Source organism: Bradyrhizobium sp. (assembly GCF_035309285.1).
Classification (GTDB): Bacteria; Pseudomonadota; Alphaproteobacteria; order Rhizobiales; family Xanthobacteraceae; genus Bradyrhizobium.
Map to the genome: position 1 here is coordinate 1 of NZ_DATGFH010000169.1, position 19,827 is coordinate 19,827.

The 19,827-nt window shown below is 63.1% G+C and carries 14 protein-coding genes and 3 tRNA genes; 5 read left to right on the forward strand and 12 right to left on the reverse strand.

Annotated features, from left to right (window positions below; genetic code table 11):
* Window positions 1–154: 154 nt before the first annotated feature.
* The 4 genes from VKR55_RS30215 to VKR55_RS30230 form a co-directional block, all read right to left on the reverse strand.
* A complete protein-coding gene (locus VKR55_RS30215; protein ID WP_324409058.1) occupies window positions 155–1,327 on the reverse strand; it encodes a helix-turn-helix transcriptional regulator in 1,173 nt (390 codons plus the stop codon).
* A 132-nt stretch (window positions 1,328–1,459) separates the two neighbouring features.
* Window positions 1,460–4,330: an autotransporter outer membrane beta-barrel domain-containing protein gene (locus tag VKR55_RS30220; protein ID WP_324409059.1), complete on the reverse strand. Its 2,871-nt coding sequence runs from the start codon at window positions 4,328–4,330 to the stop codon at window positions 1,460–1,462.
* A 288-nt stretch (window positions 4,331–4,618) separates the two neighbouring features.
* On the reverse strand, window positions 4,619–6,133 hold the full coding sequence (locus VKR55_RS30225; RefSeq protein WP_324409126.1) for a class I adenylate-forming enzyme family protein: 1,515 nt from the start codon (window positions 6,131–6,133) through the stop codon (window positions 4,619–4,621).
* Window positions 6,134–6,221: 88 nt separating this feature from the next.
* Window positions 6,222–6,298: transfer RNA gene (locus tag VKR55_RS30230), tRNA-Asp, on the reverse strand.
* A gap of 215 nt (window positions 6,299–6,513) precedes the next feature.
* Between VKR55_RS30230 and VKR55_RS30235 the strand changes: the two genes are divergently transcribed.
* Window positions 6,514–6,813 carry an HU family DNA-binding protein gene (locus VKR55_RS30235; RefSeq protein WP_324409060.1) on the forward strand — a complete coding sequence of 100 codons (300 nt, stop codon included), beginning with the start codon at window positions 6,514–6,516 and terminating at the stop codon, window positions 6,811–6,813.
* A gap of 109 nt (window positions 6,814–6,922) precedes the next feature.
* Window positions 6,923–8,176 (forward strand): peptidase T, encoded by a 1,254-nt coding sequence (pepT, locus tag VKR55_RS30240; protein WP_414642499.1) that lies wholly within the window; start codon window positions 6,923–6,925, stop codon window positions 8,174–8,176.
* 6 nt (window positions 8,177–8,182) lie between these two features.
* Here the strand turns inward: pepT and VKR55_RS30245 are convergent, their stop codons facing one another.
* Complete coding sequence (locus tag VKR55_RS30245) at window positions 8,183–9,043, reverse strand: class I SAM-dependent methyltransferase (RefSeq protein ID WP_324409061.1); 861 nt, start codon at window positions 9,041–9,043, stop codon at window positions 8,183–8,185.
* Window positions 9,044–9,205: 162 nt separating this feature from the next.
* Here VKR55_RS30245 and VKR55_RS30250 point away from each other — a divergent pair, with 162 nt between their 5' ends.
* Window positions 9,206–9,457, forward strand: a complete 252-nt coding sequence (locus VKR55_RS30250; RefSeq protein WP_324409062.1) for a PilZ domain-containing protein — start codon at window positions 9,206–9,208, stop codon at window positions 9,455–9,457.
* Window positions 9,458–9,738: 281 nt separating this feature from the next.
* On the opposite strand, the gene VKR55_RS30255 is transcribed toward VKR55_RS30250, so the two are convergent.
* From VKR55_RS30255 to VKR55_RS30285, 7 genes are all read right to left on the reverse strand, one after another.
* A tRNA-Val gene (locus tag VKR55_RS30255) sits at window positions 9,739–9,813 on the reverse strand.
* A 133-nt stretch (window positions 9,814–9,946) separates the two neighbouring features.
* Window positions 9,947–10,348, reverse strand: a complete 402-nt coding sequence (locus VKR55_RS30260) for a GFA family protein (RefSeq protein ID WP_324409063.1) — start codon at window positions 10,346–10,348, stop codon at window positions 9,947–9,949.
* 59 nt (window positions 10,349–10,407) lie between these two features.
* Complete coding sequence (gene lon, locus VKR55_RS30265; protein ID WP_324409064.1) at window positions 10,408–12,834, reverse strand: endopeptidase La; 2,427 nt, start codon at window positions 12,832–12,834, stop codon at window positions 10,408–10,410.
* Window positions 12,835–13,145: 311 nt separating this feature from the next.
* A complete protein-coding gene (gene clpX / locus VKR55_RS30270; RefSeq protein ID WP_324409065.1) occupies window positions 13,146–14,420 on the reverse strand; it encodes an ATP-dependent Clp protease ATP-binding subunit ClpX in 1,275 nt (424 codons plus the stop codon).
* Between the two features lie 410 nt (window positions 14,421–14,830).
* The gene (locus VKR55_RS30275) at window positions 14,831–15,466 is read right to left on the reverse strand and encodes an ATP-dependent Clp protease proteolytic subunit (RefSeq protein ID WP_324409066.1); all 636 of its coding nucleotides are present in this window, start codon (window positions 15,464–15,466) and stop codon (window positions 14,831–14,833) included.
* A gap of 191 nt (window positions 15,467–15,657) precedes the next feature.
* A complete protein-coding gene (gene tig, locus VKR55_RS30280) occupies window positions 15,658–17,016 on the reverse strand; it encodes a trigger factor (protein WP_324409067.1) in 1,359 nt (452 codons plus the stop codon).
* A 163-nt stretch (window positions 17,017–17,179) separates the two neighbouring features.
* A tRNA-Leu gene (locus VKR55_RS30285) sits at window positions 17,180–17,264 on the reverse strand.
* A gap of 153 nt (window positions 17,265–17,417) precedes the next feature.
* Between VKR55_RS30285 and VKR55_RS30290 the strand changes: the two genes are divergently transcribed.
* Together VKR55_RS30290 and VKR55_RS30295 are read left to right on the forward strand one after the other, a co-directional pair.
* Window positions 17,418–18,725 (forward strand): multicopper oxidase family protein, encoded by a 1,308-nt coding sequence (locus VKR55_RS30290; RefSeq protein WP_324409068.1) that lies wholly within the window; start codon window positions 17,418–17,420, stop codon window positions 18,723–18,725.
* Window positions 18,726–18,743: 18 nt separating this feature from the next.
* On the forward strand, window positions 18,744–19,826 hold the full coding sequence (locus tag VKR55_RS30295; protein ID WP_324409069.1) for an enolase C-terminal domain-like protein: 1,083 nt from the start codon (window positions 18,744–18,746) through the stop codon (window positions 19,824–19,826).
* The last annotated feature ends 1 nt before the right edge of the window (window position 19,827 follow it).

Genomic DNA, 19,827 nt, shown 5'->3' on the forward strand with positions numbered 1-19,827 from the left:
CTGGTCGCTCAAAACCTCATGCAGCGACGGCGGATCGATCGCCTCCTCGATCCGCCTCCGCCAATCATCAAAGATCAGCGACAGATGAGCCTCAGCCTATGCCAAAGCTAAACCGGACAGCCGTGGGCTTGACCCGGGCATGACGAGTGTGCGTTCAACGATCCTCATCCGAGCGGACATCGGGAAACGAGAGCGCGAGCCGGACCAGGTCGATCTGGCGGCGGCACTGCGTCTTGGTCTGGATGTCCTTGAGCCGCTGCCGCGCGGTCGAAAGGCGGATGCCGAACTGCTCGGCCGCGGTTGCGAGCGGCACGCCGTTGATGATCGCCCCGGCGAGACGCTCCTCCGCGGGCGACAGACGATACTGTTTCGCGAGCCATCCAACCGGCGTGCGCTGGGCGCGGTCCGGATCGAACACCACCAGCAAGGCCGTGCCCTGCGCGAAATGCGGCGCCGCCGCGCCATTGAGGAACGGCAATGGCCAGATCATGGCGCGGAGCGGCGCGCGTCCCGATGGCCGCGGCAACAGGATGCCGTCAAGATCGCTCGCGCCGATCTCCGCCTTGGCGGCGTTCGCGAGCGAGGCGCACTTGCGCGCCGCAAGCTCGAGCTCGCGGGTTTGCGCCTCGTTGGCGCTGAGCAATTGCCCTTCGCGGCCGAGCACGAGCCCGTCGCATGACCGCAACAGCGCTGCGGCGGCCTCGTTGAACGAAATGACCCTGCCCGCCGCATTCAGGACGAACGCCGCCTGTGCCCAACGATCGAACGCGGCCTGCGCCGCCTCGCCGCCGGCGATCCTGGTGACGAGCGCGCGGTGCAGACGGAACGCGCGCACCAGATGCGGGGCGAGCAGGTCGAACAGCCGCCGCTGCCGCTCGCGCTGATCCGGATCGTTCTGCTGGTTCGCGATCGAGAGCGCCGTCATGCGTCCTGCCCCGCGTTCGAGCAAGATGCCGGTCGCGTGATAGCCGAGGCGGTACGGACGAGTGAAGTCGTTATAGTGTTCGGTGGTGTGCAATTCCCGATCTTCGATGATCGCCTCGCCATCAATCGCGCGACCAACCGGCGCGAGATGGGCGCGCTCCACGTGCGGACTGTTGGTGACGTAGTAATCGACATAGGCACGCAAAGCGTCGGCGGGAAAGTTCTTGTGGACCGACAAGGCCGTGGACGGGCGACCGTTTTCGTGGGCAAACAACGCCAGGCGGGCGTCGGGATGAATCTGCTCTATCAGCGAGAGGAAATCACCCCAGTGGGCGCTGTCGGCGGCAGCCTCGTAGATTCGCCCGATGAGCTCGGTCAGGATCGCGGGTTCGAACTCGTCCATCGGGCGGGCTGTCGTCTATATTCGTCAAGCTTCGCGATACTAGGTCCTGCGTAACGTCGCGGCAAGCCGACGAACGTCGTCCTTCTCCCCCGCTCTTGCGGGCCGCAAGTGGCGCGAGGTGAAGCCGACCGTTCACCAAGTGTAGCGTAGCGTTCCGGTGCCGGCGTAGGCCTGATAGCCGGAGGCGAAGTTGCCCCAAGCCTTGCCCGTCAAAGTCCAGCGCGGTGCGACGTGCAGCTCGGCGGCGAGCGAGGTCAACGCCGAATCGTGCGGCAGCGGCGCGCCATAGACGGTGAAGTTCGAGGCGGGCACCAATGCGAACGCCGCGAACATCGCCGGATTGGTTACCCAGTCATGCGCCCAGGCGAGCCGTCCGCGCAACACCAACGGCATGCTGCCGAGTGCCAGGCGATCGTCGAAGCGTGCGCCGAGCTCGCTCTTGGTGTCGTTGGCGGTCATGCCGCTGTAGGCCAACGCAAAGCCGCTCGCAGGATTGGTGATGTCAGTTTCGCTGTAGTTCGGCGTGCGGAACCATTGCGACTGCAGTGCCGCGTAGGGCGTCACGCCAAGCGTCGGCAGCACGGCATAGCGATAGCCGGTCTCGGCCCGTATGCCGGAGGTCTGCCCGTTGAAGTTCGCGGTGAGCTGATCGCCGAGCGCAAAGCGCTGGGTCGACATCCAATGATTGCCGAAGGCGACGTCGGCGCCGACATAGGCGTTGCCCCAGCGGGTCGAGCCATAGATGCCACCCTCGAACACATCGCTGCGTCCGCTGCCGAGCGCTTGACCGAGGCCCCAATTGGTGCCGCCGCCGGCGACCGCAAATCCGATCACGGAGTTTGGCGTCAGCTTGTAGTCGAAGCCGCCGGCAAAACCATAGTCGCGGGCCGTGACGTTGGTCGAGCCGATCACGACAGGATCGCCGTTGGCGCTGGCGCTGCCGCCAAAACCCGCGCCCCAGACGCTCCAGCGCTGGTCGAAGGTCAGCGCCGCGGGCGGCGCCTTCAAGGCCATCGCATAAGCGTGCGCAACATCGCCCGGCACGTTTGCCGGCTTCTCGGAGGCAAAGCCCAACGGGCCTCCACCGCCGCCGCCGAACGGCCAGCCGCTGCCGCTGCGGCCGTCGACAAAGGGATCGAGCATCAATTCGAGGAATTGATCGGTCAGAAGGAAAGCGCCCTGCTCCGCGCCGGTCGCCACCTCGCCGTCGAGCTGGGTCAGCGCCGGGACGAGCTGCGTCGGCGTCAGATTGAACAGGTTCGCGAGGCCTGTGGGGATGTTGCCGTTGGTGCTTGCGTTCGCGTTATTGACCGCATTGCCGACATTGGTCGGGTTCACCGGGGCGCCCGGCGGCAGCACCAGCGTGTTCGCCACCAGGGTGAGGAACACGTCATCATAGGTGACGACCGGCCTCAAATTGCCGAAGCTGCCGTCGATGGTCACAGTCGAGAATGTGCCGTTGAGGCCGCCGCCCGCGCTCAGGAGGTCGTAGACCGTGCCCCCGACATAGTGGCCGCCGGTGGCATTGATCGTCAGGGTGCCGGCAAGATTGGCCCTGCCGGAAACCGCTGTGGTGCTGGTGGTCGTCGGCGAGACATTGACGATGTAGTTGGACCCGCTTGCGAAGGTCAGGTTGCCATTGACGGTGATCTTGCCGCCGGCGACGCCGGGCGTGCCCGGCAGCAACGCGCCGCCGTTGTTGATGTTGAGCGAATTGAAGGTGCCGGTGCCGGCGAGCGTGCCGCCATTGACGTTCCAGGTCTGGCTCTGGCCGAACGTGTTCGAAGAGATCCAGGTGCCGCTCACCACGTTGAACGTGGTGAAGCCCTCATATTGCTTGCTCGCGCCGATCGTCGACAGATCGAAGGAGCCGGTGCCGCTGCCGCCGAGCTGGAACGTGTCGTTGCCCTGGCCGAGCACCTTGCCGGTGATGTTGAAGCCCGGGCCGAGCGTGAAGGTGTTGCCGGCGGCATTGCCCGACATGTCGACTGCGGTGCCGCCGGTGCCCACGATGGTGCCGGAATCGAACACGCTGAGCGCGCCGGAATTCGTCACCTGGATGCCGATTTTCCCGGCGATCGATCCGGTATTGCTGATGCCGCCCTGGAAGGAGGTGACGTCGTTGACGCTGATGCCGACTGCTGCCCCCGTGCCGCTGTTGGTGGCCGCAATCGTGCTGGTATTGGTGATGCCGCCCATGAAGGTCGAGACATCGGAGACGATGATTCCAGCAACGGTGTTGGTGCCGGATCCGCTCATCGACGCGATGATCGAACCGCCGTTGGTGATGCCGCCGGTAAACGACCCCAGTTTGCCATGGCCGCCCTGGTTGCCGAGAACCGCGATGCCGTAAGAAGAGCAGCTAAAAGAATTATTGACCGCGTTGACAGCAATAGACCCGCCATTGCTGATGCCGCCGGCGAATGCTGCAAGGCCGTTAAAATTGTCGACCTGAATGCCGACACCGCTCACGCCGTGGCCGGAGGCGCCGATATTGATCGAGCCGGTATTGATGATGTTGCCGGTAAACGATGTGCCTTCTTCGACTTCGATACCGAACTGGGTTCCAGTGGTATCCATCGTGATCTTGCCGGCGTTGCTCAGGTCACCGGTGAAGCTTGTGCCGCCGACAAAGACAGCCCCGCCGACTGCTCCTGGGGCATTCATGCTGCTGGATTGGTCGATCGAAATGCCCCCGGTGATGGTCCCGAAGTCTACGATCGCACCATTGATCAGGCTGTTGTTCTCAACAATGATGCCGTTCGGCGTGATCGTGCCGTTGTTTGTGATGTTGCCGTTGACGGTGGAATTGCTGACGATGAGGTTCGGGCTGATCGTCCCGCTATTGGTGCAGCCGGCTGCTGTCGTATTGATGTAGTTCGAGCACGCGGCAAACGCCGGCGCACTGCCGCCCATCAGCAGCGCCGCGACAGACGTCGAGGCCAACAGCGCGGGCAACCTCCCCCGCCTGACGCCAGTCGGCACCGGCATAGAATCCCTCATCCCCATTGTTCCCGGAACTTACCGGAATGGAACAAGGCCAATCACTGCTATCTGGTAGTGGCGCTCGCTTTTGGGGCCAATGTTGCGGAAATGACACGGAAGGCTGCGGCGGCGCTGGAGCCCCCTCTCCCGCTTGCGGGGCGCTTGCGGGGGAGAGTTGGGGTGGGGGTGCCTTCGCGATTCACACTGCTCGAGTGGAGAGAATCCCCCACCCGCATCGCATCTTTCGATGCGATGCGACCTCCCCGCAAGCGGGAGAGGTGAAGCGAAGCCGCGCGAATGGGTGTGCTACGACCCGATGCGCCTTCGCACTTGATCCATGACGATCGCCTTGACGCTCGCCCGGTCGAGCTTGCCGGCGCCCGTCTTCGGCAGCGCGTTAGCGTAGTAGACCGTGTCGGGGCGACGCTCGACCGGCAGACGGCTCACGCAATGTTGCGCCAGCGCCTCGTGCTGGGCCTGGCCGCGCGGCACCACCAGCGCGACCAGCTCCTCGCCCGCGACCGCGCGCGGAACGCCGACGATCGCGACCTCCGCGACACTCGCATGCTGAGCGATCACGGCTTCAATCTCGGCCGCAAAGAGCTCGATGCCGTCGCGGCTGATCACCTCCGTGCCGCTGCGACCCTTGAGGTAAACGAATCCGTCTTGATCGAGACAGGCGAGATCGCCCGGATAATACCAGCCGTCGCGGAAGTGCTCGTCGCTGTCAGAGGCGACCTCGGCGGTAAATCCCTTGCCCTCGGTGCCCCGGCAGCGCAGCAGGCCTACCGTTCCCGACGGCAGTTTCCGCCCCGCCTGATCAACCACTTCCACGGTGACAAACGAGGCCGGCCGGCCGACGCTCTGCGGATGCGTGCGCATCTCGCGTGGCGTCAGCACCGTCATCGCGCCGAAGCCCGACGCGCCATAGACCTCGTAGAAGTTCGGCGTGACCCGGTCCAGGATCGCGAGCTTCTCCTCCGGATAGAGAAACCCGCCGCCCGTCCCGAGTGCGCGCAGGTGCGGGAACAGCACGCCCTGTTTCGGCGCACAGGAGAGGAAGTAGCGGCAGAACGCCGATGTGACGCGGCAATGCGCGCCGTCCCAGGCGCCGATCGCCTTCACCAGATCGATGGTGTCCAGATACGTCGGCAGGATCGTCAGCGGAGCGCCGGCGAAGAGCTGGTTGAGCAGCGAGGGGAGGAACATCGCGTAGGCGATCGGGCCGATGAGCAGGAAATTGGGCGGCTGCTCGGAAAACAGTGCGCTGTCGGCGAGCAATTCCAGGTGGGTGCCGAAGCGCTGAAGGTGCTGGCGATGCGAAGCCAGGCTTCCCTTCGGCTGTCCGCTTGTGCCCGACGTGAGCGTGATGGTGAAGATGCCGTTGCCGTTATCGCTGGCACGGCGATCACCACTTCTTCGCGCAATCATGCTGCGCCAGCTCGCATCGATCTTGATTGAGCTGACGCCTGCGACCGGCGCCGCCGCGGCCTCGATGAAAATCCACTTGATCCCGAATTTCGCCAGCAGCTCGGGGGTCGGCGGCTGCTGGGCGCTATAGGGAATTTCCATCGTGGTGGCGCCGAGCCGGAGCAGCGCCAGCAGCAGGATGAAATGGTCAATCGCATTGGTGAGATGGAGGGCGACGCGGTCGCCTGAGCGAACGCCCCCGCCTTCGAGATACACGGCCGCCTTGGCGATCAAGCCCGCGAGTGCGCGATAGCTCAAGGTCTCCGGCGGCTGAATGAAGGCCGGCGCGTCGGGGCGCTGTTCGGCCCAATGAAAGATCGGATCGGTGATGTTCTGCCAGTTCGCGTGCATGACCAAGGATGAGCTTCACGCGGGCTGCACGGCACAGCGGACCGCGGTCGAAATCGGGCCGGAACTGGGATTTAAGTCCTTGAAATGATGGCGCGAGAGACGGGGCTCGAACCCGCGACCTCCGGCGTGACAGGCCGGCGCTCTAACCAACTGAGCTACTCCCGCGTGACCGGACGGTCCGCAGAGAGGTGGGACTTAAAGGGGCCACCTTTGCAAGTCAAGGACATTGAAAAGTCCCTGTGCCACAGGACTTTCTGCAATGCCGATGCGAAAGACAGGCTATTTGCAGGCAAATCAGCGTAGTCAGTGTCCCCCCGAATCATTTAAGGCCTGCTACGTCTGAGGTTCCGAAGCCATTGTTAACATCGAGGAGGGCCACTATGGCAAAGAAGGCAGCGACGCCGACGACGATTACGCTGAAGCACCTGGCGGCGGGGATCGCCGAAGAGCAGGAACTGTCGAAGAAGCAGGCCGAGACCATCCTTAACGACATGGTCAGCCGGATCACCAAGCACCTGAAGAAGGGCGACCGCATCCGCATCGTCGGCCTCGGCATCCTGCAGGTGCGCAAGCGCGCCGCCCGCATGGGACGCAACCCCGCCACCGGCGAAGCGATCCAGATCAAGGCTTCCAAGAAGGTCGCCTTCCGCGCCGCCAAGGAGCTGAAGGAAGCCGTCTAGGCCGGCCTGCTCTCCCATTCAGCGTCATTCCGGCGGATTCACGCGGCCCCGGAATGGCGCTTTTTGCTATACTGACGGGTGTGACCGTCCCCTCGCCCTGGAATACACAGTGATCTCTGCCTCAGCGTTCACCCACACGGTGACCGAGCGTCTCCTGCGCTACGTTGTCATCGACACCCAGTCGGATCCCTCGTCTCCGACCTGCCCATCCACCGAAAAGCAGAAGGACCTCGGCCGGCTGCTTGCCGCCGAGCTCAAGGCGATGGGTCTCGCCGATGCCCATCTCGACGAGCACGGCTATGTCTATGCGACGATCCCGGCCAGCACGACCAAGAAAGTGCCGGTCATCTGCTTCTGCTCGCACATGGACACCTCGCCCGATTGCACCGGCGCCAACGTCAAGCCGCAGATCGTGAAAAATTATCGCGGCGGCGATATCCACCTTACCGCCGATCCCGCGCAGGTGATCCGAACAGCCGAGCATCCCGAGCTCGGTCGCCAGATCGGCAACGATATCATCACCACCGACGGCACCACACTGCTCGGCGCCGACAACAAGGCCGGCATCGCCGAGATCATGGACGCGGCGCATTTCCTGATCCGCAATCCCCAAGTGAAACACGGCACTATCAAGATCCTGTTCACGCCGGATGAAGAGATCGGCCGCGGCGTCGACCAGGTCGACCTGAAGAAGCTCGGTGCCGATTTCGCCTACACCATCGACGGCGAGACCGCAGGCGACATAGAGGACGAGACCTTCTCCGCCGACGGCGTCACCATCACCATCGAGGGCGTCAGCACCCATCCGGGATTTGCCAAGGGCAAGATGGAGCACGCGATCAAGATCGCCTCCGCCATCATCGATCGTTTGCCGAAACAAACCTGTTCGCCGGAAACCACCGAGGGCCGAGAAGGATTCCTGCATCCGACCGGCCTATCCGGCACGCTGGAGCAGGCAAGGCTCGACTTCATCGTGCGCGATTTCAACGACGAGGGCCTCAAGGAGAAAGAGCAACTCCTTGAAAGCATCGTCAAGGACGTGATGAAGGACTATCCGCGCTCGACTTACAAAATGGAGATCAGGGAGCAGTACCGCAACATGAAGCGGGTGATCGACGCTCACCCCGAGATCGTCGACTATGCCGTCGAGGCGATCCGGCGCGCTGGTCTCAAGCCGCACCGCAGCTCGATCCGCGGCGGCACTGACGGCTCGCGGCTGTCGTTCATGGGACTGCCCTGCCCCAACATCTTCGCCGGCGAGCACGCTTTCCACTCGCGGCTCGAATGGGTGAGCCGGCAGGACATGGAGAAGGCGGTGCAGACCATCGTGCATCTCGCGATGATCTGGGAAGAGCGGGCTTAGAGGGGTTCAGGAGGCCCGCGCCGTCACGATCCAGATCGATCCCGGCAGCGCGACGCTTTCGCCGCGCACGTAGGGCGTCAACATCTCTTTCACGGATTTGGCAGCCGCCGCGCGCGTTTCGGGCGGATGGCCTTCCAGCGCCCGGCTTCCCGGCCCGATCTGCATCGCGGCCTTCACGGCCGCATCAAGCCCGCGCCCGACTGCAATATCGAGTGAGAGAGCGACCGGCTCCATCGCGATCGCCTTGTAGCCGGCTCCCGCCAAGATGCGGTTCACGCGCTCCTCGGAGGCGAAGGCGAAGGGGCCTGGATCCTCCGGCCCCACCGGCGGCAGCTTGGGCACATGCTGATAGATCGCCTGGAGCGGCGCCATCATCCAGGGATTTTCCTTTGGCTCGCGCCAGCACGCGAAGGCGAGCCGGCCCGAAGGCCGCAACGCGCGGCGCAGATTGGCAAAGGAGACAGCGGGCTCCGCAAAGAACATCACGCCGAAGCGCGACACCAATACGTCGAAGCTTTCGGGATCGAACGGATAGTCCGTTGCATCCGCCTGCACGAAATCGACGGAAGCTCCCTTCGGCGCGCGTTCGCGTGCGCGTGCGAGCATCGGCCCGGAGATATCGATGCCGAGCACAAAGCCTGACGGCGCCACCTGCCCCACCAGCGCGAGGCTGGTCGAGCCGCAGCCGCAGCCGACATCGATGATGCGCTCGCCGACGCGGGCAGCCGCACGATCGAACAAGGCCTTCGAGACCGGGGCGAGCAGCACATCCTGCTCGGCCTGCCGGTCGGTCCAGCGCTGACCGTTCGGCCCGTTCCAATAGGCGATCTGGTCGGTATTTCCCTGATGTTCTGTCGGGGTATCCATGGCCGTGACGTTAGCGCGTTCGCCGGCAAGGGTAAATTAGGGTGCAGCGATCCGTTCAAAGTTGATTGATCGAATCCTCAAAAATTGATCGACCGCGTAAACGGGGTCTCAGCGACTGCTGGATCAATATGGTTCCCGGGTAGAACCAGAAGAGTTCGCGGCATGCAACAATATCCACGATTGTACGCACGGCTCAAACCTCAGGGCAGGATCTCGAGCGTTGCCAAGATTTTCTCCGATTCGAAGGCGCCGGTGATCGATTGCATCCTCGTTGATTATTCGGCGGGCGGCGCTTGCCTGCAATTGCAGAAGGTCGTGGACGTTCCACAGCGTTTCGAGGTGCTCTACGGCACAACGCGAAAGCGCTGCCGCGTCGTCTGGAAGCGCGGCATGCGCCTTGGCGTAGCGTTCTGACAGGCTCCTGGAAACAAGAGCCAACCACGGCTCACTAAAGCTCTCGCCGACGGCGAGCTGCGACCAGCGCTCGCTGAGCCTGCGCTGGAGCTTTGTCATTGTTCGTCTCATTAGCGCTCGCTCGCTTCGCCACGATAGACCGGTGGGTGGCTTGCCGAGCCGTAGCTCGCGAGCCTTGAAAGCCCGCCTTCGCCCTGCGGGCTATGGCGCGGCAGCCTTCGCTCGCTTCGCCATGATAGATCGGTTGCTGGCTGGCCATGCGTAGCCCGAAGGGCGAAGCATGGTGGGCGGTGAGAGGATCGAACTCCCGACCAATGGTGTGTAAAACCAGTGCTCTACCGCTGAGCTAACCGCCCGGAGCTGCTCGCGCATGATCTCGTCGGAAAACCGGCCTCCACCCCGCTATCCAAGTGCGGGGCAGGCTCTTTCCGGACCCTGCGCGCGCTCTCTTTAGCCTCAGCCCACCTGTTCATGCAAGGCCGCGGGTCCCTACTCGGTCGGCCGGCCCGGCAAGTGCGCAAGCTGATTGATCCACGGCGCGGCCGAGCGGCACCAGATCTGCCGAGCGGGCTTGAGCTCCGCGCGCTGATGGATGCTGCCCCAGCGTATCCCAAAATCGTCGGGCCCGCCCTCGCCGCTTGTGAACAGCGGCGAGCCGCATTCGCCGCAGAAATGCTGGAACCGCGTGCGGCCATTGTCACCGGTCTTGGCGTAGAGCTTCGGCGCGGCGCCGGTCAGCCGCACCTGCTCACGATCGCAAATCACCGTAACTCGATAAGGCGAACCGGTGAGAGACTGGCAATCCGTGCAATGACAGATGGAAATCTTCTCGGGATCGATCTCGGCCTCGTAGGTAACGCGACCGCAATGGCATTGGCCATCGATGCGCATGCCGACTCTCCAAATGAAAACGGCGCCCGAAGGCGCCGTTGTTAACATTTTTGGCTGGCTTAATGAGCCGTCAGTCCGCCGGCCGCCTCGTCCGATGCATCCGGTGGGACCGCCACCTTGGTATCCTCTTCCCAGACGATCGGCGTAGGAGCGCGGACCAGCGCCTTCGCCACGACCTCCTCGAGACGGGAAACCGGGATGATGTCCATACCGCCCTTGATCGCATCGGAAATCTCCGTGAGATCCTTGGCGTTGTCCTCGGGGATCAAGACCGTCTTGATGCCGCCGCGCGCGGCGGCCAACAGCTTCTCCTTCAAGCCGCCGATCGGCAGGACGCGGCCGCGCAGCGTGATCTCGCCGGTCATCGCGACATCATGGCGGACCGGAATGCCGGTCATGACCGAGGTGATCGCGGTGGCCATGGCGACGCCCGCCGACGGACCGTCCTTCGGGGTGGCCCCCTCCGGCACGTGGACGTGGATATCCCGTCTGTCGAACAGCGGCGGCTCGATGCCGTAGGTGATCGCGCGCGAGCGGACATAGGAGGCCGCCGCCGAGATCGATTCCTTCATCACGTCGCGCAGGTTGCCCGTGACGGTCATCTTGCCCCTGCCGGGCATCATGACGCCTTCGATGGTGAGCAACTCGCCGCCGACGTCGGTCCAGGCGAGCCCGGTGACGATACCGACCTGGTCCTCGGTCTCGATCTCGCCGTAGCGGTACTTCGGCACACCCAAAAACTCCTCGAGAGTCTTCTCGGTGACCTTGACCGACTTCTTCTTGGAGATCATCAGCTCCTTCACCGCCTTGCGGGCGAGTGTCGAGAGCTCACGCTCCAGGTTGCGCACGCCCGCTTCGCGGGTGTAGCGACGGATGACGAGCAACAGCGCCTCGTCGTCGATCGACCATTCCTTCGAATCCAGGCCGTGCTTCGTCAGCGCGTTCGGGATCAGGTGCTTGCGCGCGATCTCGACCTTCTCGTTCTCAGTGTAGCCCGCGATCCGGATGATCTCCATGCGGTCCATCAAGGGACCCGGAATGTTCAGCGTATTCGCGGTCGTGATGAACATCACGTTGGAGAGATCGTAGTCGACCTCGAGATAGTGGTCGTTGAAGTTCGAGTTCTGCTCGGGGTCCAGCACCTCGAGCAGCGCAGACGACGGATCACCGCGGAAATCGGCGCCCATCTTGTCGATCTCGTCCAGCAGGAACAGCGGATTGGAGGTCTTCGCCTTCCGCATCGACTGGATGATCTTGCCGGGCATCGAGCCGATATAGGTGCGGCGGTGACCGCGGATCTCGGCCTCGTCGCGCACGCCGCCGAGCGAGACGCGCACGAACTCGCGTCCCGTCGCCTTCGCAATCGACTTGCCGAGCGAGGTCTTGCCGACGCCGGGAGGCCCGACCAGACACAGGATCGGTCCGGTCAGCTTGTTGGCGCGCGACTGCACGGCGAGGTACTCAACGATGCGGTCCTTGACCTTCTCGAGCCCGTAGTGGTCGTTGTCCAGAATGGTTTGCGCCGCCTCCAGATCCTTCTTCACCTTGGATTTCTTGTTCCACGGGATCGACAACAGCCAGTCCAGATAGTTGCGCACGACGGTCGCTTCCGCGGACATCGGCGACATCTGGCGCAGCTTCTTCAATTCGTGCTGCGCTTTCTCGCGGGCTTCCTTGGAGAGCTTGGTCTTGGTGATCTTCTCCTCGAGATCGGCGAGCTCGTCGCGGCCGTCCTCGTCACCCAGCTCCTTCTGGATCGCCTTCATCTGCTCGTTGAGATAATACTCGCGCTGGGTCTTCTCCATCTGGCGCTTCACGCGCGAGCGGATGCGCTTCTCGACCTGCAGCACCGAGATTTCGCTCTCCATTAGTCCCAGCACCTTCTCAAGGCGCTGCGGCACCGACAGCGTCTCCAGGATGGCCTGGCGATCGGCGATCTTCACGGCAAGATGCGAAGCGACAGCGTCGCCGAGCTTGGCGAAATCGGTGATCGCCTGCACGACGCCGACGACCTCGGCGGAGATCTTCTTGTTCAGCTTCACATAGCTTTCGAAATCGGACACGACGGAACGCGCGAGCGCCTCCGCCTCGACGGATTTGGGGTCGGTATCGGCGAGCGCGGTCGCGGTCGCTTCGTAATATTCGGTTCGCGGCGAGTATTTCTGCACGCGCGCGCGCTCGAGGCCCTCGACCAGCACCTTCACGGTGCCGTCGGGCAGTTTCAGGAGCTGCAGAACGCTTGCAAGCGTGCCGGTCTCGTAAATCGCCTCCGGCGCCGGATCGTCATCGGATGCGTTCTTCTGCGTCGCGAGCAACACCAGCGCATCGTTCTTCATGACCTCTTCGAGCGCGCGGATCGATTTCTCGCGGCCGACGAAGAGCGGCACGATGTTGTGCGGAAAGACGACGATGTCGCGCAACGGCAGCACCGGATAGGAATGGGATTCGCCGTACGCAATCGTTGGCCGGGGTTTTGGTGTCGTCATGGCCTGTTCCTTTTGTTGTGCCCCCTTGCACGCGATCCGCTGCGACCAGCGCAATCGCCACAAGGTGCCGAAATGACCGGACCTGCCGCGACCTTGATAGCTTAAGGCCGGGCTTGGTCCCGATCGTTGTTTTGGCGAATCTCAAACGAGAATTTTGGTCGCCGATAGCATTAGGTGGCTATCGAGTGGGGGGGTGTCAAGCCTCGGAAAGCCCCGGTAATCAACGACTTCTACGCGTATTGAAGTCTGCGCAACAACGGCCGCGGAAGCCAGCTCCGCGACCATTTTTGTCACTCAGTCGCAAGCGCGCCTTACGCGCTGGCGCTGCTTTCCACCGCACGATCGGACCGATCGGCGTAGATGTAGAGCGGACGCGCGGTCCCCTCCACCACCTCGCGCGAGATCACGACTTCCTCGACGCCTTCAAGCCCCGGGAGGTCGAACATGGTCTCGAGCAGGATGCTCTCGAGGATCGACCGCAGGCCGCGCGCGCCGGTCTTGCGCTCGATCGCCTTGCGCGCGACCGCGCCGAGCGCCTCGTCGGCGAAGGTGAGCTCGATGTTCTCCATTTCGAACAGCCGCTGGTACTGCTTGACCAGCGCGTTCTTGGGATCGGTCAGGATCTTCTTCAGCGACGCCTCGTCCAGATCCTCCAGCGTCGCGACTACCGGCAGACGACCGACGAACTCCGGGATCAGGCCGTATTTCAGCAGGTCTTCCGGCTCGACGTGTCGGAAGATTTCGCCGGTGCGGCGATCTTCCGGCGCGAGCACCTGCGCGCCGAAACCGATCGAGGTCGAGCGGCCGCGCGCGGAGATGATCTTCTCCAGGCCGGAGAAGGCGCCGCCGCAGATGAAAAGGATATTGGTGGTGTCGACCTGCAGGAACTCCTGCTGGGGATGCTTGCGGCCGCCCTGCGGCGGCACGGAAGCGACCGTGCCTTCCATGATCTTGAGCAGCGCCTGCTGCACGCCCTCGCCCGAGACGTCGCGGGTGATGGAGGGATTGTCGGACTTGCGGCTGATCTTGTCGATCTCGTCGATGTAGACGATGCCGCGCTGCGCGCGCTCGACATTGTAGTCGGCGGCCTGCAAGAGCTTCAGGATGATGTTCTCGACGTCTTCGCCGACGTAGCCGGCTTCGGTCAGCGTCGTCGCATCCGCCATCGTGAACGGCACGTCGAGGATACGCGCGAGCGTCTGCGCGAGCAGCGTCTTGCCCGAGCCGGTCGGACCGATCAAAAGGATGTTCGATTTCGCAAGCTCAACGTCGTTGTGCTTGGTCTGGTGATTGAGCCGCTTGTAGTGATTGTGCACGGCGACCGAGAGCACCTTCTTGGCGTGGCTCTGGCCGATGACGTAGTCGTCGAGAACCTTGCAGATTTCCTTCGGCGTCGGGATGCCGTCGCGCGACTTGACCAGCGAGGACTTGTTCTCCTCGCGGATGATGTCCATGCACAGTTCGACGCATTCGTCGCAGATGAAAACCGTGGGACCCGCGATCAGCTTGCGGACTTCGTGCTGGCTCTTGCCGCAGAACGAGCAATACAGCGTGTTCTTGGAGTCGCTCGTGCCGACCTTACTCATTTATGTCTCCGTCCGCCGTTCGACTTCGCTCAATCGCTCCATATCGGGACGCACCGCCATATGGGAATCTAGATAGAGCAAATTCCGTACCAAAAAAGACCCTACGCCTGACGTGCCGCGTGTATCACGGCCTTGTTCGAATCTCCCGCGATCAGATCCGATTACTCATAGCCAACCATGCTGACACCCGACTATCAAGAATTCGCTAACCGGGCGGGGCGCGCAACACCGTGACAATACCGTGATTTTCGCCGTTGGCACGGGTTCAATTTGTCGAAATCGTCGGAGCGTTGCGCCTTTGCCACGGCGCCGCCGAGCACGAAAGCGGAACTTTTCGCCTGGGCACGCGCAAAGCCAGCCCTCCGGCGGCAGAGCCGCCTCAGGCCCCGTATTATACCGGTGATTCGACCCTAGGCCGCCTTCGCAGTCGCGGGATCGTCGGGGCGCTTGTCGATGACCTTGTCGACAAGCCCGAACGCCTTTGCATCCTCGGCCGTAAGGAACTTGTCGCGCTCGAGCGCCTCCTCGATCGACTTGTAGTTCTGGCCGGTGTGCTTGACGTAAATCTCGTTGAGCCGCTTCTTCAGGTTCAGGATTTCCTGCGCGTGCAGCATGATGTCGGTGGCCTGGCCCTGGAAGCCGCCGGAGGGCTGGTGCACCATGATGCGCGCGTTCGGCAGCGTGAAGCGCATGTCCTTCTCGCCGGCCGCCAGCAGAAGCGAGCCCATCGAGGCCGCCTGCCCCGTGCACAGCGTCGACACCGGCGGACGGATGAACTGCATGGTGTCGTAGATTGCGAGCCCCGATGTCACCACGCCGCCGGGCGAGTTGATGTACATCGAGATTTCCTTCTTCGGATTCTCGGCCTCCAGGAACAGGAGCTGCGCGACGATCAAGGTCGCCATGCCGTCTTCGACCGGGCCGGTGATGAAGATGATGCGCTCCTTCAACAGGCGCGAGAAAATGTCGTAGGCGCGTTCACCGCGGTTGGTCTGCTCGACCACCATCGGCACGAGGTTCATGTAGGTTTCAACGGGATCGCGCATCAGAGCACCCAAGGGTTGGAAGGCACGGGCAAGGACACAGGCTCACAAATATGGACCGGTTTTGTGGCGACAAGACCTAGCCGAAAGAGCGGGTCAGGCGCGAACCGGGTCAGTCAAGCCGATTCGGCGAAGCCGCGAAACCCGCCGTCCGGCCGCTTTGCTGTTCATCATTAACGGCCGCTTCCCCCGGCTCAGGCCGCACTCTTCTCATCGTCGTCCTTGTAGAGTTCTTCCCGCGAGACCTTCTTCTCGGTCACGTTGGCGAGCTCGAGGATGAAATCGACCACCTTGTCTTCAAAGATCGGTGCACGAAGCTGGGCCAGCGCATTGGCATTGTTGCGATAATAGTCCCATATCTCCTTTTCGCGGCCCGGCACGGAGCGAGCGCGCTCGATCACGGCGCGGCTGACCTCGTCGTCGGTCACGGAGATCTTGTTCTTCTCGCCGATCTCGGAGAGCACGAGGCCGAGACGGACGCGGCGATCGGCGATGGTGCGGTATTCTTCTTTTGCCGCCTCTTCGGTGGTGTTCTCGTCGGCGAAGGTCTTGCCGCTCGAGTCCATCTCGGCCCTCACCGAATTCCACATCAGATTGAACTCTTCGTCGATCAGGGACGGCGGCGCCTCGAACTTGTGGGCCTCGTCGAGGCGATCAAGCAGCGTGCGCTTGACGCGCTGACGCGTTGCACCCGTATATTCGGCAGCCAGCCGCTCGCGCGCCGCCTGCTTCAACTTGTCGAGCGATTCCAGCCCGAGCTGCTTGGCGAACTCGTCATTGATCTCGGTCTTCTGCGGCGCCTCGATCAGGGTTGCCGTGGTCTCGAATTCGGCCGGCTGGCCGGCAAGATTCGCGGCCGCATAGTTCTTGGGGAACGACACTTTGAGCGTGCGGGTCTCGCCGGAACCGATGCCGATGAGCTGGTCCTCGAAGCCCGGGATGAACTGACCCGCGCCGATCACGACCTGGATGTTCTCGCCGGTGCCGCCATCGAACGGCGTGCCGTTGATGGTGCCCTTGAAGTTGATCGTGACGCGATCGTCCTTCTCGGCCTTGGCGCCCTCGCCCTTCGCCGAATAGCTGCGGTTCTGGTCGGCGATGCGCTGGATCGCGTCATCAACGTCGCTGTCGCTGACGTCGGCGATGAACTTTTCGACGTTGAAGCTCTTGAAGTCGGCGAGTTTGATCGGGGGCACCACTTCGATCGCGACCGTGTAGGTGAGATCGGACTTGCCGGACAGCAGTTCCTCGACCTCTTGCTTCTCGGTCGGCATGGTGATCTTCGGCTCGGAGGCGAGCTTGAAGCCGCGCTCGGTGAAGATCTGCGTGTTGGTGTCGCGGATGGTCTGGTCGATGGTCTCGGCCATCACCGAGCGGCCATAGATCTTCTTCAGGTGGCTGACCGGCACCTTGCCCGGACGGAAGCCATTGAGCCGGACCTTGTCCTTGAGGTCGACGAGCCGCGCGTCCGCCTTCGCATCGAGGTCGGTTGCGGGAACGCTGATCTTGAATTCGTGCTTCAGTCCCTCGTTGAGGGTTTCGGTGACCTGCATGGGCTCAAATCTTCTTTTCGCTCTCGTCCCCACGCCTGAACGGCATGAGGACCGTTTTCATTGTGATCGACGCGCGGCCAAGGCCTGGCGCCGGTTGGTTTGGCGAACCCGCCAAAAAGCAGGCTCTCCAGAAATTCGACAGGCAAACGCTTGATCGAGCGCTTGGTGCGGGCGGAGGGACTCGAACCCCCACAACTTTCGTCACTGGAACCTAAATCCAGCGCGTCTACCAGTTCCGCCACGCCCGCTTTGACTGCATCAAGTCCGGCCGCGATGCCGCGGGCGGCGGCTTATAGCATGGGGCTATTCCTTCGCAGCAAAAAAATGGCTCCTTTTGACATCGTACAAGCGGTTTGGCGGCGGCTGGACATCCTGGTCCAAAGATGGTCCGCATCGGCCTTATGGCAAAGACGAATTTGCTCATCAGCCGGCGCGCATTTCTCGGCGGAATGGGCCTCACGGCCTTGGGCGCCTGGGAGCTGCCGATTGCGGCCGCAACGGACGGCGAAGCCGTCCTGCTGCAGGCAAAGCCCGCGACGCTGGCGCTTCGGCCCGGCCAGCCGGAAACCCCGGTTTCGGCCCTGATCGGAGCGAACCCCGCTCTTCGGTTCAAGCGCGGCGCCAACCTCGACATCACCCTCCAGAACGACCTCCAGATGCCCGCCGCAATCAACTGGCACGGACTCGATGGCATCCCTTTGGCAGAGCCCCTGACGGGCCAAAGCCCTCTCGCAAGCGGCGTCAGGGCAACCGTTGGCATCCCGCTGCGGCAGGCTGGCACGTTGTTTGGCGACCTCGGGCTGCTCGCGAGCGACGCCGGGCATCCGCTCCGCGCGCTTCCGCTGATCGTGGAGGAAGCCGATCCGCCACCAGTTGATCGCGACGAGATCTTGCTGATCGAGGAGTTTCGGCTTCGCGCCGACGGAACCGCAGTGAGCCCGGGCTTGGACCCGAAAGACGCCTTGCCGGTCTACACCGTGAATGGCCTGATTTCGCCCGATATTGCAGTGCACTCAAACGAGAGGCTGAGACTCCGTCTTATAAATGCCGGCCAACGCGGTGTTGTTGCGGTCAAAATCGAGGGGCTTGAGGTCCGCGTGATGGCCCTGGACGGACAGCCGGCCGAACCCTTCTTCGCCCGCAACGGCGCCGTCGTGCTGGCGCCCGGCGGCCGCGCCGATGTCTTTGTGGACGTACCTTTGCCGCCTGGCTCAACGTCGCAAATCCTGCTTCATGACGGCAAGCAGGCGCGCGCAATCGCGAGGTTGATCGTGGCAGATGAGGCGCTGCGGCGAGCTCCGCTTACGCGGGCACCGCCGCTCCCCCAAAACGACCTGCCCGCGCGACTTGAGCTGAGAGGCGCCCAGCGCTTCGAGATCGTGCTCTCCGGACATGGGTGGGTGACGCCAACCCAGTTCAAGACATCGAACGCCCCCGCATTCCGCGTCACGGCGGGCCGCATCGTCGTGCTGGCACTGACCAACCACACGCTGATCGCCACCGTCTTTCATCTGCACGGTCATCATTTTCGCTTGCTCGACCGCCTCGACGACGGCTGGAAGCCTTATTGGCTGGATACGCTCGCGATCGAACCGGGCCAGACCGAGCGCATCGCCTTTGCCGCGGAGCATGCGGGACGCTGGCTCATCGAATCCACAGCGACCGATTGGGCGGCGCCAAAACTGCTACGATGGTACGGTGTCGAATAAGAACAAGAGGAAACCTCGATGAGCAAAAGCACACCCGCCATCAGCAGCGTCAAAGCGCGTGCGGTCGTCACGCCAATGGCACGGCCGGTCAAGAATGCGTTTGGTGTGATCGACGTTGCACCGCTCGTGCTGATCGATATCGAAACCGATCAAGGCATCACCGGGCATTCCTATCTTTTCGCCTACAGCAAGGTGACGCTGAAGCCGTTCGTGCATCTGGTCGAGGAGATCGGCCGCGACCTCATTGGCAAGCCGGTCGCGCCGTTCGAGCTCATGAAGTTGATGGATGCCAGATTCCGCCTGCTCGGCTGGCAGGGTCTTGTTGGCATGGCCGTCTCAGGCCTCGACATGGCGTTCTGGGACATTTTAGGTCGGGCCGCGAGCAAGCCGGTGGTCGAACTGCTCGGCGGATCGGCGCGGCCGATCCGCTGCTATGACAGCTACGGCGCGGTCGAAGCTGACGCCGACGAGAAGGCGTTGCTCCGCTCGCTCGACCAGGGCTTCAAGGGCATCAAGATCAAGGGCGGCGATGGCGACGCCGCCAACGACGAGCGCCGGGTCAAGGGCCTGCGCAGGCTGCTCGGCCCGGACGTTGCGCTCATGCTCGACTTCAACCAGTCGCTCGATCCGGCTGAAGCCAAGCGCCGCATCGCTCGCCTTGCGCCCTACGATCTCACCTGGATCGAGGAGCCCGTCGCCCAGGAGAACCTGTCAGGGCATGCCGAGGTGCGCGAGACCTCGGAAATCCCGATCCAGGCCGGCGAGAACTGGTGGTTCCCGCGCGGCTTTGCCGAGGCGATCGCAGCCGGCGCCAGCGACTTCATCATGCCGGACCTGATGAAGGTCGGCGGCATCACCGGCTGGCTCAATGTCGCGGGTCAGGCGGATGCGGCATCGATCCCGATGTCGAGCCACATCCTGCCGGAGGCGAGCGCGCACGTGCTTGCGGTCACGCCGACCGCGCATTGGCTTGAGATGCTGGATTGCGCAGGTGCCATTCTTGCTGATCCAATCAAGATCGCGGACGGCACGCTGACCGCGCGCGGGCCTGGACTGGGGCTCGAATGGAACGAAACGGCAATCGCGAAATATTTGGTGTGAG

Coding starts and splice junctions, on each gene's coding strand:
- VKR55_RS30250 (WP_324409062.1), top strand. CDS start 9,206: ATGCAACAATATCCACGATTGTACGCACGGCTCAAACCTCAGGGCAGG.
- VKR55_RS30260 (WP_324409063.1), bottom strand. CDS start 10,348: ATGCGCATCGATGGCCAATGCCATTGCGGTCGCGTTACCTACGAGGCC.
- lon (WP_324409064.1), bottom strand. CDS start 12,834: ATGACGACACCAAAACCCCGGCCAACGATTGCGTACGGCGAATCCCAT.
- VKR55_RS30225 (WP_324409126.1), bottom strand. CDS start 6,133: ATGCACGCGAACTGGCAGAACATCACCGATCCGATCTTTCATTGGGCC.
- VKR55_RS30220 (WP_324409059.1), bottom strand. CDS start 4,330: ATGAGGGATTCTATGCCGGTGCCGACTGGCGTCAGGCGGGGGAGGTTG.
- VKR55_RS30215 (WP_324409058.1), bottom strand. CDS start 1,327: ATGGACGAGTTCGAACCCGCGATCCTGACCGAGCTCATCGGGCGAATC.
- VKR55_RS30245 (WP_324409061.1), bottom strand. CDS start 9,043: ATGGATACCCCGACAGAACATCAGGGAAATACCGACCAGATCGCCTAT.
- clpX (WP_324409065.1), bottom strand. CDS start 14,420: ATGAGTAAGGTCGGCACGAGCGACTCCAAGAACACGCTGTATTGCTCG.
- VKR55_RS30295 (WP_324409069.1), top strand. CDS start 18,744: ATGAGCAAAAGCACACCCGCCATCAGCAGCGTCAAAGCGCGTGCGGTC.
- VKR55_RS30235 (WP_324409060.1), top strand. CDS start 6,514: ATGGCAAAGAAGGCAGCGACGCCGACGACGATTACGCTGAAGCACCTG.
- VKR55_RS30275 (WP_324409066.1), bottom strand. CDS start 15,466: ATGCGCGATCCCGTTGAAACCTACATGAACCTCGTGCCGATGGTGGTC.
- tig (WP_324409067.1), bottom strand. CDS start 17,016: ATGCAGGTCACCGAAACCCTCAACGAGGGACTGAAGCACGAATTCAAG.
- VKR55_RS30290 (WP_324409068.1), top strand. CDS start 17,418: ATGGCAAAGACGAATTTGCTCATCAGCCGGCGCGCATTTCTCGGCGGA.